Origin of the sequence: Stenotrophobium rhamnosiphilum, assembly GCF_003052265.1 — a bacterium.
Taxonomy (GTDB): domain Bacteria; phylum Pseudomonadota; class Gammaproteobacteria; order Nevskiales; family Nevskiaceae; genus Stenotrophobium; species Stenotrophobium rhamnosiphilum.
In genome coordinates, this window is the sequence record NZ_QANS01000003.1 from 53,943 (window position 1) to 68,323 (window position 14,381).

Consider the following 14,381-nt stretch of genomic DNA (forward strand, 5'->3'; position numbering starts at 1 on the left):
TTACGCAGGCCATAACTTATTGATTAGTAAGAAACTGTGCAGGCCGTTCAAGGCATCTATTTCAGCCCATGAAAGCGGCCGTTGAACTAAACCGTCCTGCCCACATCTAATCCTTCGAGTACGGATTCTCCCTTTCCTACTCCCCGCCGCGTAACTCCCTAGGCGGGTCCGGTTTCCCCCAAGCCGGAGCTCCTTGGCCCGATAGGTCTCCCCCTGATCTATCGGGCTTTTTTATGTACAGGAAGTACGGTACCCCACGGGCGCATGGATGCGCAGGAGTGGGGTTCTCGCCTCGCTCACTAAACTTTAAAAAAAGAACGCGCAGGAGCGGAGGTGTTTGTGCAGAGATGTCATCTCCAAACAAGAACACGCAGGAGTGGAGCTCTCGCCCCGCTCACTAAACTCTTAAAAAAGCCCCGCTAACACGGAAGCACCTGTGCAGCGACGCCCTAAGAACCCCCACCATTCAACTGCCCCACAGGCACAAGCGGCAACACCACACTAGAAGCATGCGCCACATCGCCATAGATACTCAGAACCCCAGCAGCCGAATCAACCACACCCGGCAACGGCATTAACGCAAACGGAAAATTGCTAGCACCCACAGAAATGCGCAGCTTGTGACCTTTGCGAATCAACGCACTCGTCGGAAAAATTTCTACCGGCACTTTAACGATGTTGCCGCTGCCAACCGCCTGCAGTGATTCGAAAGTAAACGGATGCCAAGGCTGAATCATTTCGCCATCGAGATAGCGTGATTTGCTTTCGTCTACGGCGCGAAACGAGGCGGTGAGTAGTCCACTGGTCAATGCGTGCGCACTACCGTCGGGATACAAATCAGAAACGCGCACAACGACACCTGCATTCTGCGCAGTCGTCGACATCCAGATGTCCGCGAGGATGGGGCCATTGATGTACATGTCCTCTTCCAAAGTTGCGGTGTCGAATGTTGCTTCCAATGTTTGCGCGACGTTGTCTTTGTAGAAGCAATCAATCGGCGCATAGCCAGTGAGTCCCAGTGATATCTGCAAAGTACTTTCCGAACAGATGCCATTAACGGGTTGTTGAATGATCGTGCTTGGCGCGGGATTGGTCGTCGGCGCTGTGTTATCCAAACGTCCGCCACTTTGCAAAAAATAACGCGCTGCCTGTGCATGCGGATTGGGCCAATCGCTACTCGTCGAGAAGTGCTCGTGCCCCCAAACCCATTGCGTAACATTTGGCAGCTTCTCGGCACCGTTGCGCATGTTCTTTAGATAACGATCGAACCACATCAGCGCAATGTGATCGAGCACGGGCACGCCTTCACGCGGCAGGCCATCACCGGTCGCAGCTTCTAAGTGATGCCAAGGGCCAATCAATAATTTTGTTGTGGTGTGATTCTTCAGCGCTTCGTAATTGAGCGGTTCACTGCGCTGGAAAATATCGAACAGGCCACCGACGACAAAGGTCGGTACTTTCAAGCCATCAGAAACTTCCAACGGGGCTTTCGTCGCCCAGTACTCGTTATCGAAAGCACTATCTTCCGCTCCAGAAACAACGCCAACGGTTCGCGGAATCAAAAACTGATTGAGCCCCAGCAAGTGTTGATTAACGGCTGAGAGATATTGATCAGGCTGCGAATAGAACTGCGGATCTACCGTCGCTAACAGTGTGACTGCGCCCATCCACGCTGGGAGAAACGCGATGCTGGCCTGACCACCGACAAATACAACGTCGCGATAAATATCGCCATGCGGCACGATCGGAAAAACGGCTTTGATCGCGGGATGGCCGTGACTCGCTGCGAATAGAGAGGTTGTCGCCGTGGCAGAAATTCCCCACATGCCGATGACGCCATCGCTCCATGGCTGCGCGACAATCCAATCAAGAACCTGCGGATAATCTTGCAACTCACGAGCGCTGAAAGGATCCCACGCACCACCAGAACGCCCGGTGCCGCGCACATCAATCAACACATGGTTGTAGCCATGCGAAACAAAATAAGGATTGATGCCGCCGCCGAGCGGAATCGTGTCGCCGACATTTTTGTTGTACGGCGTAAACGTGACGATGGTGGGCAAGGGACTCGTTGAAAACTTACCGGCCTTGGTCGGACGCACCAACTTCAATGTGATGCTGATGCCGTCATCCATCGCAACACTGACATTGTCTTCAGCAGCGCTGCCGTCGTAGCTGGCAGGTGGGTTGTAGTCGACCCATTTCCCATCGGCGTTTTTCGTGATCGCTTCGTTTGGCCGACTCGCGTGCTGACGATTGCCCAGCGTGGTCCAGTCGCTATTGCCCCCTGCATCGCCATCGACAGAAGGCGAGCGGCTACACGCGGCAACCGCCACAAGGACAGCGCCCATCGATAAGGCTAAAAATAAAGAATGACCCAAGCGTCCGACGATGCGACGCGCAACCCCATTGCTGCCCGAATGCTCTGCTCGCATATCCAACCCCGTCAGTATCCACTTGGCTACATTCAAAGTAGCCAACTGTATACCTAACTGTCAACACTGGCTAAACTAGCCCCATGAACACCCCGCAAGCTACACAACAGGACGTGGGCGGCCCAGCCAGCGGCAAGCAGCGCTTGGTCGAAGCGGCCCTGCGATTAGCTGCGCGTGACGGCACGACCCTGTCGGCAGTCGGCCTGCGCGAGATGGCCCGCGAAGCTGGCCTCAATCACAACACTTTCTATCGTCATTTTCGGAATGCCGAAGATCTCGTCGGGGCGGCCGCAGAAGAGATCGCGGCGCAATTAATGGTGGGGCTCAAAGCCGTACGCCAGAGCGCGGCACGTCATGCCGATGCAACGGTTGGCGCGGTGGAGTACTTCCTTGATTTCGTCGAAGCCAATCCAGATGTGATCGTCGTCGGCACACGTGAGTTGCACAGCTTGGCCAGTCCGATGCGAGCGGTTTTGCAGCGAGTGCTGGAAACGATTGCGCAGGAAAGCGTTGCTCAAATCACATCGCAGAATTTGGTAAAGCTGGAGAGTCGCGAGCAGCTTTTTCAGGTCTCGCTGGATATCACGCGGTATATGTTTTCCCACGGACTCGATTTGATTGATCGTCCGCAGGACCGCCGCGTTATCGCAGCAAAGTTGGTGGCGCATATTCGCCGACAGTTCTTAGGCTCGATTGCAGTTCAACAGCTTGAAGCGCGCAAGCAGCTCGAGACTTAAAGCTTTCCTTCGTAAACAAGAAAGCCCGACCACGCTAAGCGTGGCCGGGCTTTTTCACATCTTGAAGCGAAGAATTACTTCAGCAGTTCTTCAATCGCTGCGCGCTCTTCACGCAGTTCCTGTTCGGTAGCGTCCATCTTGCCACGCGAGAACGCGTCGACTTCAAGACCCTGCACGATTTCGTACTTGCCATCTTTCACGGTGACTGGGTAGCCATAAACGATGCCCGGTTTGATGCCGTAGCTGCCGTCGGAAGGAATGCCCATGCTGACCCACTTGCCGTTGGTGCCCAGCGCCCAATCGCGCATGTGGTCAACTGCAGCCGAAGCTGCCGATGCTGCTGACGAAGCGCCACGTGCCTTGATGATGGCGGCGCCGCGCTGCTGCACGGTTGGGATGAAGTCGGTTTCGATCCAGTTCTGATCGACCAAGCCCTTAGCGGCCTTGCCGTTCACCAGAGTGTTGGTGATGTCTGGGTACTGCGTGGAGCTGTGGTTGCCCCAGATGATCATCTTTTCGATGTCGTTGCTGTGCGTGCCGGTCTTGCTGGCGAGCTGGCTCAGCGCGCGGTTGTGGTCGAGACGAACCATCGCGGTGAACTGCTTAGGGTCGAGCGACTTGGCAGCCGATGCAGCGATCAGTGCGTTGGTGTTGGCAGGGTTGCCGACAACCAGAACCTTGACGTCGCGGCTAGCGTAGTCGGACAGAGCCTTGCCCTGAGGTCCGAAGATGCCACCGTTGGCGGTGAGCAGATCTTTGCGCTCCATGCCTGGGCCGCGAGGACGGGCGCCGACGAGCAGTGCGTAGTCGGTCTTGTCGAAAGCTTCTTCGAGCTTGTCGGTGGCGATAACGCCAGCAACGAGCGGGAAGGCGCAGTCATTGAGTTCCATCACAACGCCGTTGAGCGCAGGCAGAGCCGGGGTGATTTCGAGCAACTGCAGAATGACTGGCTGATCCGGGCCGAGCATGGAGCCCGAAGCGATGCGGAAAATCAGCGAGTAGGAAATCTGGCCTGCGGCACCAGTGATGGTGACGCGAACGGGCTTCTTCATGAGGGCGCTCCTGAGCGAAATCTTGGGGGATAAATTGCGCGCGGGAGAATACTTTATTGCGCCCCCTTCATCCACTCGTACGCAGACAAGAAAGTGCCAATAGACTACTAACTATAATATTTGTAAATATTAAATCTCAATTGATCTGCCACTACGGACGTCGCTGGCGGGGAACGCCTAGACCTTTGTCACAGAGTCCGTCCCTTTTGCGGCACGCGGAGCGCGCAAATGCAGTGCGCGCAACTTCCGGCGGCGAGAAGCCAACGTGTGCTCAGACTGGCGAACCATGACGCGAAATACAGCCGTCGTCGCCGCAGCCACCATCAGCAAGGCCAGCGCGATGAATCTGTAGCCATGCGGGTCTTCGATTTTGATTGCCGAAAAAACTGCAGCGAGAAATACGAGGCCTGACGCCCAAAGCGGCGTCGCAAGCAACAAGGCGTGCAACACATCGGGATGCGCATGGTCCTGCTTGCTCTGGATCGAAATGTGATTCATGACGGCCTCCGCTAAAACGCTACAACACTTGCGATCAAACATACGCAGTCGCTCTCACGAAAAACGGCGCAGCAGGCAGGCGCGGGGAACAAGCAGATTAGCGGTCAGGCTCGTTATCCATCAGCAAAAAAAGACCAGCGCTGTGAGCGCCGATAGTTGAACTTAGGATTTAACGGGCGCAGAAAATGCGCGCCAGCTGCGCTGTTTTTTGAACGCGTTTTAAGTGCGCCGCAAGTTACCAGCCATCACTCGCAGCGCAGCCATAGTGGCCAACACGATGTTGAGAAGAGACAACGCTACGAATAGCGGGCCCTCCCAAGGTCCAACATCGCCCGTCAAAAAAATGACGGCGAGCAGCATCCAACCAGTGGCCCACAGTGGTGTAGAAAGAATGACTGCTTGAACAACATCAGGCCGTTTTTTATTTTGCTGGCTCTGAAAATTAAAGTACGAAATAACCATCCCCCCGGTGGTAATCCATGTGCAGAATCTAACATGCCGTACGCTAACTGCCACCACCACGAGCTGTACGCTTTTTGCGCCGCCAACGGTGAGGCCGTTTCGGCAGACGCGCACAGATAAAATATTTGCACCGCGTGAATGTCCCATCCAAAAAATCGGCCCGCACTAGGCGGGCCGATGTTGATGCAAACACTGGACTAATCAATCAATTAGTGATGGTCTCGGTCTTTGTCATGTCCGCGACCTTTTCCGTTTCCATGACCTTTGCCGCGATGATCGCCACGATCATGGTCATGGCCACGGTCGTGGTGACCACCGCCATGGTGTTCGTTGTAGTACGGCACATACTGCTGGCTGTACCAACTGTCGCGAACGAAATAAACCGGTCTGCCGCATGCGTTGTAAGCGCCGCAATGTTTGCGCCAGTGTTTAGCATGGCCGGGTGGAACGCGCAGATAAATTGGCGAGCCAATCACAGTCCGTTCAATCACTCGCGGCTCTGCATAAATCACCTGAGGTCTCGGCGCACTACCGACGTCAATCTGTCCGTAAAAACCGGGCTGACCAACGCTCACCGATACGCCAACCTGAGCAAATGCTGGAACTGCAGCTACAGCCAGTACAGCAGCAAATAAAATCCTTTTCATGTGAACGTCTCCTAAAATTTTGTACTTCCGCCGATTCATTCCGGCATGAGCGCAGATTACGTTAGCGTCCTGAACCCAAGGTGAACGCAGGCAAAGTGAGTTCGAATCAAGAAAGTTAAGTTGCGTATACACAAATGCCGGCGTGTGCCGGCATTTGTATAAACAAGCTTTTAAGTCACTTTTTCAAGCTTGTTGAAGCACGATCGTAGGGGGCGTGCGCAATACGCGACGCAAAGATATCCAACCAAGCAAAGTAACAATCGCGCATCCTGTCAGCGCGCCCGCAAGCCAGATCAGGGGCCGTGGTCCGTAAGGAATATTGAACATATTTACCGCCAGCACCCAGGCAATGACTTGTGCAGCGAGTGCAGACACGGCACCCGCCAACAAACCCAACACTGCGTATTCAGCCAGCAAGCCTCGCGTGATCACACGCGAGCTCGCGCCAAGTGCACGCAAGAGGCCTGTCTCACGCACGCGTTCACTACGCGTGCTCTCAATCGCCGCAAGCAACACCGTCAGACCTGCCGCGAGTGCAAATAAGAAAATAAATTCCACCGCATTGATGATGCGATCCATGATGCCGCGCACTTGCGCCATCGCTGCGCCAATATCCAGTGGCGTCACATTTGGAAAGGCTGTGATCAATTCGCGTAGCACCTGATTCTTGCCGGCTGGAAGATAGAAACTGGTGATCCACTGTTGTGGCACCCCATCCAGCACGCCACTTGGTGTCAGCAAAAAGAAATTGGGTTTGAAACTATCCCAGCGAACGATGCGTGTACTGCGCACAGTGAATTCAACCGGCGTGCCGGCGAAATCCAGCGTGACGCGATCACCCAGTTTTACTTTCAGCCGTTCAAACGCGTACTTGTCTAGCGATAACCACTTTTGTCCATGACCTGTAGCGCCCCACCATTCGCCGCTCGTGAGTTTGTTGTCTGGACGCAGAATGTCTGTAGACGACAAATTGAAATCGCGATTGATCCAGCGCTGCGTTTCCGGATCATCGAAATCATTTGCAGTCACTGACTTTCCATTGATCGCCGCGAGACGGCCGCGTGCCATCGGCATGATTTCAAGATCGGGATATCCGCGTTCATCAAAGAATTTCTTTAGCGCCGGCAATTGCTCAGTTTGAATATTGATCAGGAACTGATTCGGCGTATCCGCAGGTAACTGCGAACGCCAGGTCACTAATAAATCCTGACGCACAACGGTAATCAGCAGCAGCGCATGCAGCGCCATGCCGAGTGCCACTGCCTGCGCAACCGTGGCGCCGCGACGCCGCGAGATATTGCCCAAACCAAAACGCCAAGAAGCTCCGACCGTTTGTTTGAGTGGCTTGAGCGTGCGCACCAGGAGCCATGCCAAGGCTGCGAGCGTTGTCAAAGTCGCGAACGTGCCGCCGAGTACATACAACGCGAGCTTTGCTTCGCCAGTTTGCAGCCAGAGCAACGCGCCGACCGTCAGCATGGCGGCAAATGAAACCCAGCGCGTCATGCCACTGTCACTGAGATCTCTTTGGAATACACGAATCGGCGTAACGCGCCGCGCTTGCAGAATTGGCGGCACCGCAAATCCGAGCAACATCAACAGACCCAAGCCCCAGGCATAGAACAACGGCGTCAGTGATACCGCAGGCAAATCGAGCATCAACACACTCGATAACAAATTGGCGATCACACTTTGCGCCGCCCAGCCTATTGCCGCGCCGACGATTCCTGCAGCCAGACCCAGCAGCAAAAGATTCAATATCAACGCCATGCCTAAAAAGTTCTGACGTGCGCCGAGGCATTTGAGCAAAGCAATTTCGTCACGCAATTTTGTGCCGTGCTGGTGTGCGCTTAGGGCAATCGCTGCAGCGGCAAGCAAAGTCGCAGCAAGCACCGCGATATCCAGAAATTGCCCAGCACGATTAATCGCGTTACGAACTTCAGGCCGGGCATCTTGAGGCGATACGCGTTTCACGCCTTTAGGCAAAGTGAACGCGTTCAACACTTCGCGCTGCGTGTCATTGCCTACTGCCATTAGCGCGTACTGCGCACGCGAGCCGGGGCCTAGCAATTGACTTGCAGGAAGATCATCTGCATTCATCAGAAAACGCGGCGCAAGATCCATGAAGCCGCCGCCGCGATCTGGCTCACTATCAACGATCGCACTCACGCGGAACTTACTGGCTCCGGCTTGTACAACAGCACCTGACTTAAGGCCCAGCGCAGTCCACAGTTTGAGATCAACCCAAGCTTCTCCGCGTGGCGGCGTGCCTTCCGCCGATCGCACAACGCCAAACGGTTGATCCGTAATACGCAGAACACCGCGCAAGGGGTAGTTGCCACTCACCGCTTTAACCGATGCGAGCGTTGTTGCATCACCATTCAGCACAACGCTAGGGAACTGCATCGCCTGTGCGGCTGCAGTTGCATTCGCATTCACGAACTTCGTTACATCCGCCGTAAACGGATCGCGTGATGTGAAGATCAGATCGGCGCCCATCGTGTCGCCGGACTGATTCACTAATGCAGTGCGCACACGCTGTGAGAACAAACCAACTGCGGAGACTGCAGCGACGGCAACAACCAAGGCTAGTGCCATAATCACCAGCTCACCTGATCGCCAGCTGCGGCGCAAACGACGAATCGCAAACTTCAGCGCGGCGATCACAGCATCACTCCCAACAACACACGCTTACTCATACAAGCGACCCTGACGGAGCGTGACGGTGCGCTGACAACGTACTGCGAGTGCGGTGTCGTGCGTCACCAGAATCAATGTGGCGCTACTGCCGCGATTGAGTTCAAACAACAGATCGATGATGCGTGCGCCGGTCGCCGTGTCGAGATTGCCGGTAGGCTCATCGGCAAAAAGAATTTTGGGCTCACCCGCAAACGCACGCGCAATGGCAACGCGTTGCTGCTCGCCGCCAGATAACTGATAGGGATAGTGCGTTAAACGTTTGCCGAGACCCACTTGCTCCAGTGCTGCACGAGCGCGATCGCTAGCATCTGCGCGACCTGCAAGCTCCGCAGGCAACATCACGTTCTCCAGCGCAGTGAATCCAGCCAGCAGCTGAAAAGACTGAAACACGAAACCAACGCGGCCAGCCCGCAACGCGGCACGCGCATCTTCGTTCATGCCATTGAGCGTCTGCCCGGCGAGGGCAATTTCACCGCTGCTCGGTAGATCAAGCCCGGCAAGCAAAGACAGCAAAGTGGTTTTGCCGGAGCCGCTGGCGCCGACGATGGCGAGCGATTCACCCGCCGCAACTTTCAGATCAACTCCATCCAATATCGTCAGCGGTTCGCTGCCACTGGTAATCTGTTTGCTCACTTTTCTGGCAACGACGGCGTCTGACATGTTTGCTCGGCTCTTGAGATTGAATGTTTTTTTAGGCTGCTTATTGTTTTGCCTGACCGCATCAGCGGCGGCACCGCCGACGATTCTGGTACTCGGCGACAGCCTCAGCGCAGCCTATGGCATCAGTATTGACCGCGGCTGGGTCGCTTTGTTGCGCGAACGTTTGGCGCAGGCAGGCTACCCGCACCGCGTGGTCAACGCCAGCATCAGCGGCGAGACCACCAGCGGTGGACTGCAACGTCTGCCCGCAGCGCTGGAGACGCATCGCCCAAAGATTGTGCTGATTGAACTTGGCGGCAACGATGGCCTGCGTGCGCAACCGCTGAAACTGATGCGCGCCAATCTCGAAGCGATGGCGAAGCTCAGCAAAGCGCAGCAAGCTCAACCGGTGATTTTTGAAATGCGGATTCCGGCCAATTACGGCGCAACTTATGCCGATGGATTTCACGCTACGTTTGGCGAAGTCGCGAAAAGCGCGAAGTTGCCGATGGTGCCGTTCTGGCTCAACGCCATCGCAACCGACCCTAAAGCGTTTCAGGACGATGGCATCCATCCAAACGAAGTGGTGCAAGCAAAACTGCTCGATGCAGTCTGGCCGACATTGAAACCGCTTCTAAAGAAATAAAAAGGCCCGCCAATCGGCGGGTTTTTTAATTGTGAAGCGACGACAAGAAATACAAAATCACTGCATCCCATGTTCGAGAAGTCACGTATCAGTAAATAGATCCTGATATCGAAATTCCGATTTAGTCAGAATGTTATTAAGTAAACATTAAATTAACTATGATTAATATATTGGCACATGCCATTGGCCTATCCTGCAAGGAGCGGATCCATAAGATTGGGAGCTGCGCATGAAGATCGCAGTGATCGGCAGCGGCATTTCTGGTCTGTCAGCGGCGCGCTACTTATCGCGCGGCCACGACGTGACCCTGTTTGAACAAGATGATCGCGTCGGCGGACACACCAACACCATTCAAGTGCCCACGCCAGAAGGCTTTGTTGCAGTCGATACCGGCTGGATCGTTTACAACGGCATCAACTATCCCAACCTCACAGGCCTCTTTCAAGAATTGAATGTGGCGACTCGCGATACGCAGATGTCCTTCAGCGTGTCACTCGGCGCTGGCGCTTATGAGTGGAAGGGCAGCGATCAACTGCTTTCAGTGTTCGCACAACCATCGAATCTGTTCAGCCTCTCGCACATCCGCATGCTGCTGGACATTCTGCGTCTCAACAAACTGTGCAACGCGCTACTCAAGAGCGGCGAATTGCCATCAGGATCGCTGGGCGATTTCCTGAAAAAAGAAAAATTCTCTGTCGAACTACAGAGCCGCTATCTGCTGCCGATGGCCGGCATGATCTGGAGTTGCTCGCCGAAGAAGGCGACCGAATATCCCGCTGCCGATTTCATGCGCTTCTTTGATTCGCATGGCTTGTTCACAACCATGGATCAGCCGCAGTGGCAGACCGTGATTGGTGGCAGCCACACTTACGTCAAAAAAATTCTTGTGGAACTCAAAGCAGATCTGCGTTTGCAGGCAGGCGTCAGCGCCATACGTCGCGAAGAAGATGGCGTTGCCGTAAGCAGCGCAAGCGGAACGGAAGTGTTCGAGCGTGTGGTCTGCGCAACGCATAGCGATCAGGCTTTAAAGCTACTGCAAGAAGTTGCAGCTGATGAACGCGAAATTCTTGGCGGCATTCCCTACAACCAGAGCCGTTGTGTTCTGCACACCGACGAATCCTTTTTGCCACAACGCAAAGCAGCGTGGGCAAGCTGGAATTATCTGCATCCCTTCGATGAGATTCATGACCGCCGCATCTCCGGCAGTTATTGGATGAATCTGTTGCAGGGCATTCCTGGTCCAGTGAATTACGTTGTCACACTAAATCCACAACGCGAAATTCCACGCGACAAGATCATTTACGAAACTGACTACGATCACCCGCATTACGGCGCATCATCAGTGATGACGCACGAACGCATCGCTCAAATTCAAGGCCGCGGTGGTTTATGGTGGGCGGGCGCTTGGTGCGGCTATGGCTTTCATGAAGATGGGCTCAAATCCGGCTTGCGCGCTGTGCGCGGTATTGACGCGAGTTGCTTGCCGCAATGGGCGACCAATCTTGGCACCGAGCTCAAGCACGCCGAAGCGTCAGCTGCGATCGACACGCTGATCCCAGAGTTAGCAACCTGATGTCCAAATCACAAGCCGCCGCCCATCTCTACACCGCGCGAGTGATGCATCGCCGCTTGGTGGCGCCGCTTTATCGCTTTGTGTACCGCGTGTTCTATCTGCTGCTTGACATTGATCGCGTCGATGAAGCGGCCAAAGGCCTGCGCCTGTTCTCCCATAATCGATTCAATCTGCTGTCCTTTCATGATCGCGATCACGGCTCGTACGAACGTGGCGAGCTGCGCACTTGGGCCGAAACCATTTTGAGTAATGCAGGTGTCAGCCTCGATGGCGGCCGCATCCGCCTGTTATGCATGCCGCGCCTCTTTGGCTATGCCTTTAACCCGATCAGTCTTTGGTATTGCGAGCACGTCGACGGCAGTCTGCGCGCGGTCATCGTCGAGGTGCACAACACCTTTGGCGAGCGCCATTGTTACCTACTCGCATCCGATGGCGCGGCAATGTCGTATATGCAGCCATACGAGACCGAAAAGTGCTTCCACGTTTCACCCTTTTTCGATCTGGTTGGGCGTTACCGTTTCACGTTGAGTGAACCGTCTGAGCAGTTGCGCGTTTTGATTCATGAAACCCGCGAAGGCCAGCCGATTCTCGATGCGACGCTTGCAGGTGAGCGCCGCACGCTCAACGACGGCAATGTTCTTAAGCAGGTCCTGATGTTGCCGCTGATGACGTTCAAGGTCGTTGCCGGCATTCATTGGGAGGCATTGAAACTGTGGCTACGCGGAGCGCGATTCCATCGCAAGCCCGCCGCACCAAAACTTGATGTGACTTGAGCACAACATGAACAAAGAAGATCCAAAAGTCATTTCCAACGATCGCCAGATGATGCCGGCAGACGGCTTTTCACCTGCGCTGCCAGAGATGCTCAGCAAGCACAGCAACGGCCTGAGCTGGGGCTTGCGCACGCTGATGTTCATGCTCAAAGGCATACAGATCGGCCAGCTTGATGTGCATTTGCCGAATGGCGAAACGCGGCATTTCCGCGGCAGCTCGCGGCCAGAGCTGCACGGCGTTCTGAATATTCGCGATGGCGCGATGATCCGTCATGTTCTCAAGAACGGCGAAGTCGGTTTTGGCGAAGCCTTTATGGACGGCCTGTGGGACTCGCCAGATCTCACCGCCCTGCTGACGGTGATGTACCTCAACGAGCCGCATTATCTCGGCCCTTACGAAAAGAATTTTGTTTCACGCTTTCTCGGCTGGCTCAAACACAAGAGCCGCGCCAATACCAAGAAGAAGGCGCTTGAGAACATCCAGTATCACTACGATCTGGGCAATAGTTTTTACAAGCTGTGGCTGGATGACACGATGGCTTACTCGAGCGGCATTTTCCGCCGCGAAGAGTCAATGGATGCCCCAAGCGGCGTGTTCAAAAAGCCTGACGATTCGTTGATGGATTCACAGCTCAACAAGTTCGCGAATATGTACGAGCGACTTGAACTCAAAGCTGAGCACACCTTGCTGGAAATTGGCTCTGGCTGGGGCGGCTTTGCAATTTATGCCGCACAAAAATCAGGTTGCCGCGTGCACAGCATCACGCTGTCGAAAGAACAGTTAGAAGAAGCGCAGCGCCGTGCAGAAGCGGCTGGCGTCAGTGATCGCGTGAGCTTTGAGCTGCGCGACTACCGCGATATCCAAGGCCAATACGACCGTGTTGTCTCTATCGAAATGTATGAAGCCGTTGGCGAAGAATTCTGGCCGACCTATTTCTCAGCGATTCAGCGCGCGCTCAAATCGGGCGGCCGCGCAGCGATTCAAGGCATCACCATTCACCCCGAAATCTTTGATCAGTACCGTAACAAGATCGACTTCATTCAGAAGTACATTTTCCCTGGTGGCATGCTTGCTACGCCGGGCGTGTTTACAGATGCTGCCGCGGGCGCGGGGCTCACGGCACAGCGCCCGGAATTCTTTGCAAAGGATTACGCAGACACCTTGGCAATATGGCATCAGAATGTTCTGGCCGTGCGAGACACCATCGTGCAGCAATTCGACGAGCGCTTCTTGCGCATGTGGCGTTATTATCTGGCCTATTGCGAGTGCGGCTTTCGGGTTGAGCGAGTGAATCTGATGCAGGTCACGCTGACCAAGCCGTAAAAAATCGCGTTACTTGGGGTGAATAAAATGAAGTTCCGTCTCGGGCTCTTTGCCCTGACCGCGCTTGCGGCATTGATCAGCGTTTCGATCTGGGCCACCGGCCACATCAGCATCTCCCCAGTCATCGACAACCTTCTGGCGCAGCCCGGCGAAGGCAATAACCCGTGGTTTGTTGCGACCCTGCTCGACGCTTACTTCGGTTTCCTGTGGTTCTGGGCTTGGGTCGCGTACAAAGAACGCTCGTGGCTCAGCCGCGTGATTTGGCTGGTCCTGATTCTCGGTTTGGGCAATATGGCGATGGGGGCTTACATTCTGATTCAGCTTTACCGCTTGCCCGCGGACGCAAAGATCGAAGACCTGTTGCTGCGCCGTGGTTGAAGAAAGTTTTTGGCAGCGGCGTGTCGTCACGCCGATCCTTGGCCAGCTCAAACAAGGCATCACGCCAGAAAAGATTGCGCTGACGCTGTCACTTGGCAGCGTGCTGGGCGTGTTCCCCATTCTCGGCGCCACCACTGCGCTGTGCGCGGTGATTGCATGGCGACTCAAGCTGAATCAGCCAATCATTCAACTGATCAACTATCTGATGTACCCCATTCATCTGCTCCTGCTGCTGCCGTTTTATCGCGCAGGCGAGACCTTGTTTGGGCAGGAGCATCTGCCGATCTTTTCAATCACGGATTTGGCCCACCGCTTTGAACTCGACCCACTGCGCTTTCTGGCAGATTTTGGGATGGTCGGCGTTTATGGCGTGGTGGTTTGGTGCCTCGTTGCCCCGCCTAGTGCGGCCTTGCTTTACTTCCTGTTGCGCGGCCCAATTCGCGCAATGTCGGCCCGGCAAGCGAAACAGGCCTAGGCCGAGATGCCCGCCAAGAGCCTCTACCATTCCATGGCGCTTTCT

General features: G+C 55.0%; 14 protein-coding genes. 7 read left to right on the forward strand and 7 right to left on the reverse strand.

Annotated features, from left to right (window positions below; genetic code table 11):
• Positions 1–449 precede the first annotated feature (449 nt).
• Entirely contained in the window at positions 450–2,435 is a 1,986-nt protein-coding gene (locus CJD38_RS07790; protein ID WP_107939782.1) for a CocE/NonD family hydrolase, read from the reverse strand.
• Positions 2,436–2,518: 83 nt separating this feature from the next.
• Between CJD38_RS07790 and CJD38_RS07795 the strand changes: the two genes are divergently transcribed.
• Positions 2,519–3,172 carry a TetR family transcriptional regulator gene (locus CJD38_RS07795; RefSeq protein WP_107939783.1) on the forward strand — a complete coding sequence of 218 codons (654 nt, stop codon included), beginning with the start codon at positions 2,519–2,521 and terminating at the stop codon, positions 3,170–3,172.
• A gap of 74 nt (positions 3,173–3,246) precedes the next feature.
• On the opposite strand, the gene CJD38_RS07800 is transcribed toward CJD38_RS07795, so the two are convergent.
• From CJD38_RS07800 to CJD38_RS07825, 6 genes are all read right to left on the reverse strand, one after another.
• Positions 3,247–4,224: a malate dehydrogenase gene (locus CJD38_RS07800; RefSeq protein WP_107939784.1), complete on the reverse strand. Its 978-nt coding sequence runs from the start codon at positions 4,222–4,224 to the stop codon at positions 3,247–3,249.
• Positions 4,225–4,401: 177 nt separating this feature from the next.
• Positions 4,402–4,722: a hypothetical protein gene (locus CJD38_RS07805; RefSeq protein WP_107939785.1), complete on the reverse strand. Its 321-nt coding sequence runs from the start codon at positions 4,720–4,722 to the stop codon at positions 4,402–4,404.
• Between the two features lie 219 nt (positions 4,723–4,941).
• Positions 4,942–5,331: a hypothetical protein gene (locus CJD38_RS07810; RefSeq protein WP_107939786.1), complete on the reverse strand. Its 390-nt coding sequence runs from the start codon at positions 5,329–5,331 to the stop codon at positions 4,942–4,944.
• 62 nt (positions 5,332–5,393) lie between these two features.
• On the reverse strand, positions 5,394–5,831 hold the full coding sequence (locus CJD38_RS07815; RefSeq protein WP_107939787.1) for a hypothetical protein: 438 nt from the start codon (positions 5,829–5,831) through the stop codon (positions 5,394–5,396).
• Between the two features lie 183 nt (positions 5,832–6,014).
• Positions 6,015–8,495: an ABC transporter permease gene (locus tag CJD38_RS07820; protein WP_240783560.1), complete on the reverse strand. Its 2,481-nt coding sequence runs from the start codon at positions 8,493–8,495 to the stop codon at positions 6,015–6,017.
• A gap of 24 nt (positions 8,496–8,519) precedes the next feature.
• Positions 8,520–9,188 (reverse strand): ABC transporter ATP-binding protein, encoded by a 669-nt coding sequence (locus CJD38_RS07825; RefSeq protein ID WP_107939788.1) that lies wholly within the window; start codon positions 9,186–9,188, stop codon positions 8,520–8,522.
• Here CJD38_RS07825 and CJD38_RS07830 point away from each other — a divergent pair.
• The 6 genes from CJD38_RS07830 to CJD38_RS07855 all read left to right on the forward strand — a co-directional run bounded on the left by CJD38_RS07830 (position 9,187) and on the right by CJD38_RS07855 (position 14,336).
• Positions 9,187–9,813, forward strand: a complete 627-nt coding sequence (locus CJD38_RS07830) for an arylesterase (RefSeq protein WP_107939789.1) — start codon at positions 9,187–9,189, stop codon at positions 9,811–9,813. The two genes, CJD38_RS07825 and CJD38_RS07830, sit on opposite strands and share 2 nt — an antisense overlap.
• Before the next feature lie 229 nt (positions 9,814–10,042).
• Positions 10,043–11,386 carry an NAD(P)/FAD-dependent oxidoreductase gene (locus CJD38_RS07835; protein WP_107939790.1) on the forward strand — a complete coding sequence of 448 codons (1,344 nt, stop codon included), beginning with the start codon at positions 10,043–10,045 and terminating at the stop codon, positions 11,384–11,386.
• Positions 11,386–12,159 carry a DUF1365 domain-containing protein gene (locus CJD38_RS07840; RefSeq protein ID WP_107939791.1) on the forward strand — a complete coding sequence of 258 codons (774 nt, stop codon included), beginning with the start codon at positions 11,386–11,388 and terminating at the stop codon, positions 12,157–12,159. Before CJD38_RS07835 ends, CJD38_RS07840 begins: the two co-directional genes overlap by 1 nt.
• Positions 12,160–12,166: 7 nt before the next feature.
• On the forward strand, positions 12,167–13,483 hold the full coding sequence (locus CJD38_RS07845) for an SAM-dependent methyltransferase (protein ID WP_107939792.1): 1,317 nt from the start codon (positions 12,167–12,169) through the stop codon (positions 13,481–13,483).
• Between the two features lie 27 nt (positions 13,484–13,510).
• The gene (locus CJD38_RS07850; RefSeq protein ID WP_107939793.1) at positions 13,511–13,861 is read left to right on the forward strand and encodes a DUF1475 family protein; all 351 of its coding nucleotides are present in this window, start codon (positions 13,511–13,513) and stop codon (positions 13,859–13,861) included.
• Entirely contained in the window at positions 13,854–14,336 is a 483-nt protein-coding gene (locus tag CJD38_RS07855; RefSeq protein ID WP_107939794.1) for a DUF2062 domain-containing protein, read from the forward strand. The genes CJD38_RS07850 and CJD38_RS07855 overlap by 8 nt, the downstream gene beginning before the upstream one ends.
• Positions 14,337–14,381: the final 45 nt, after the last annotated feature.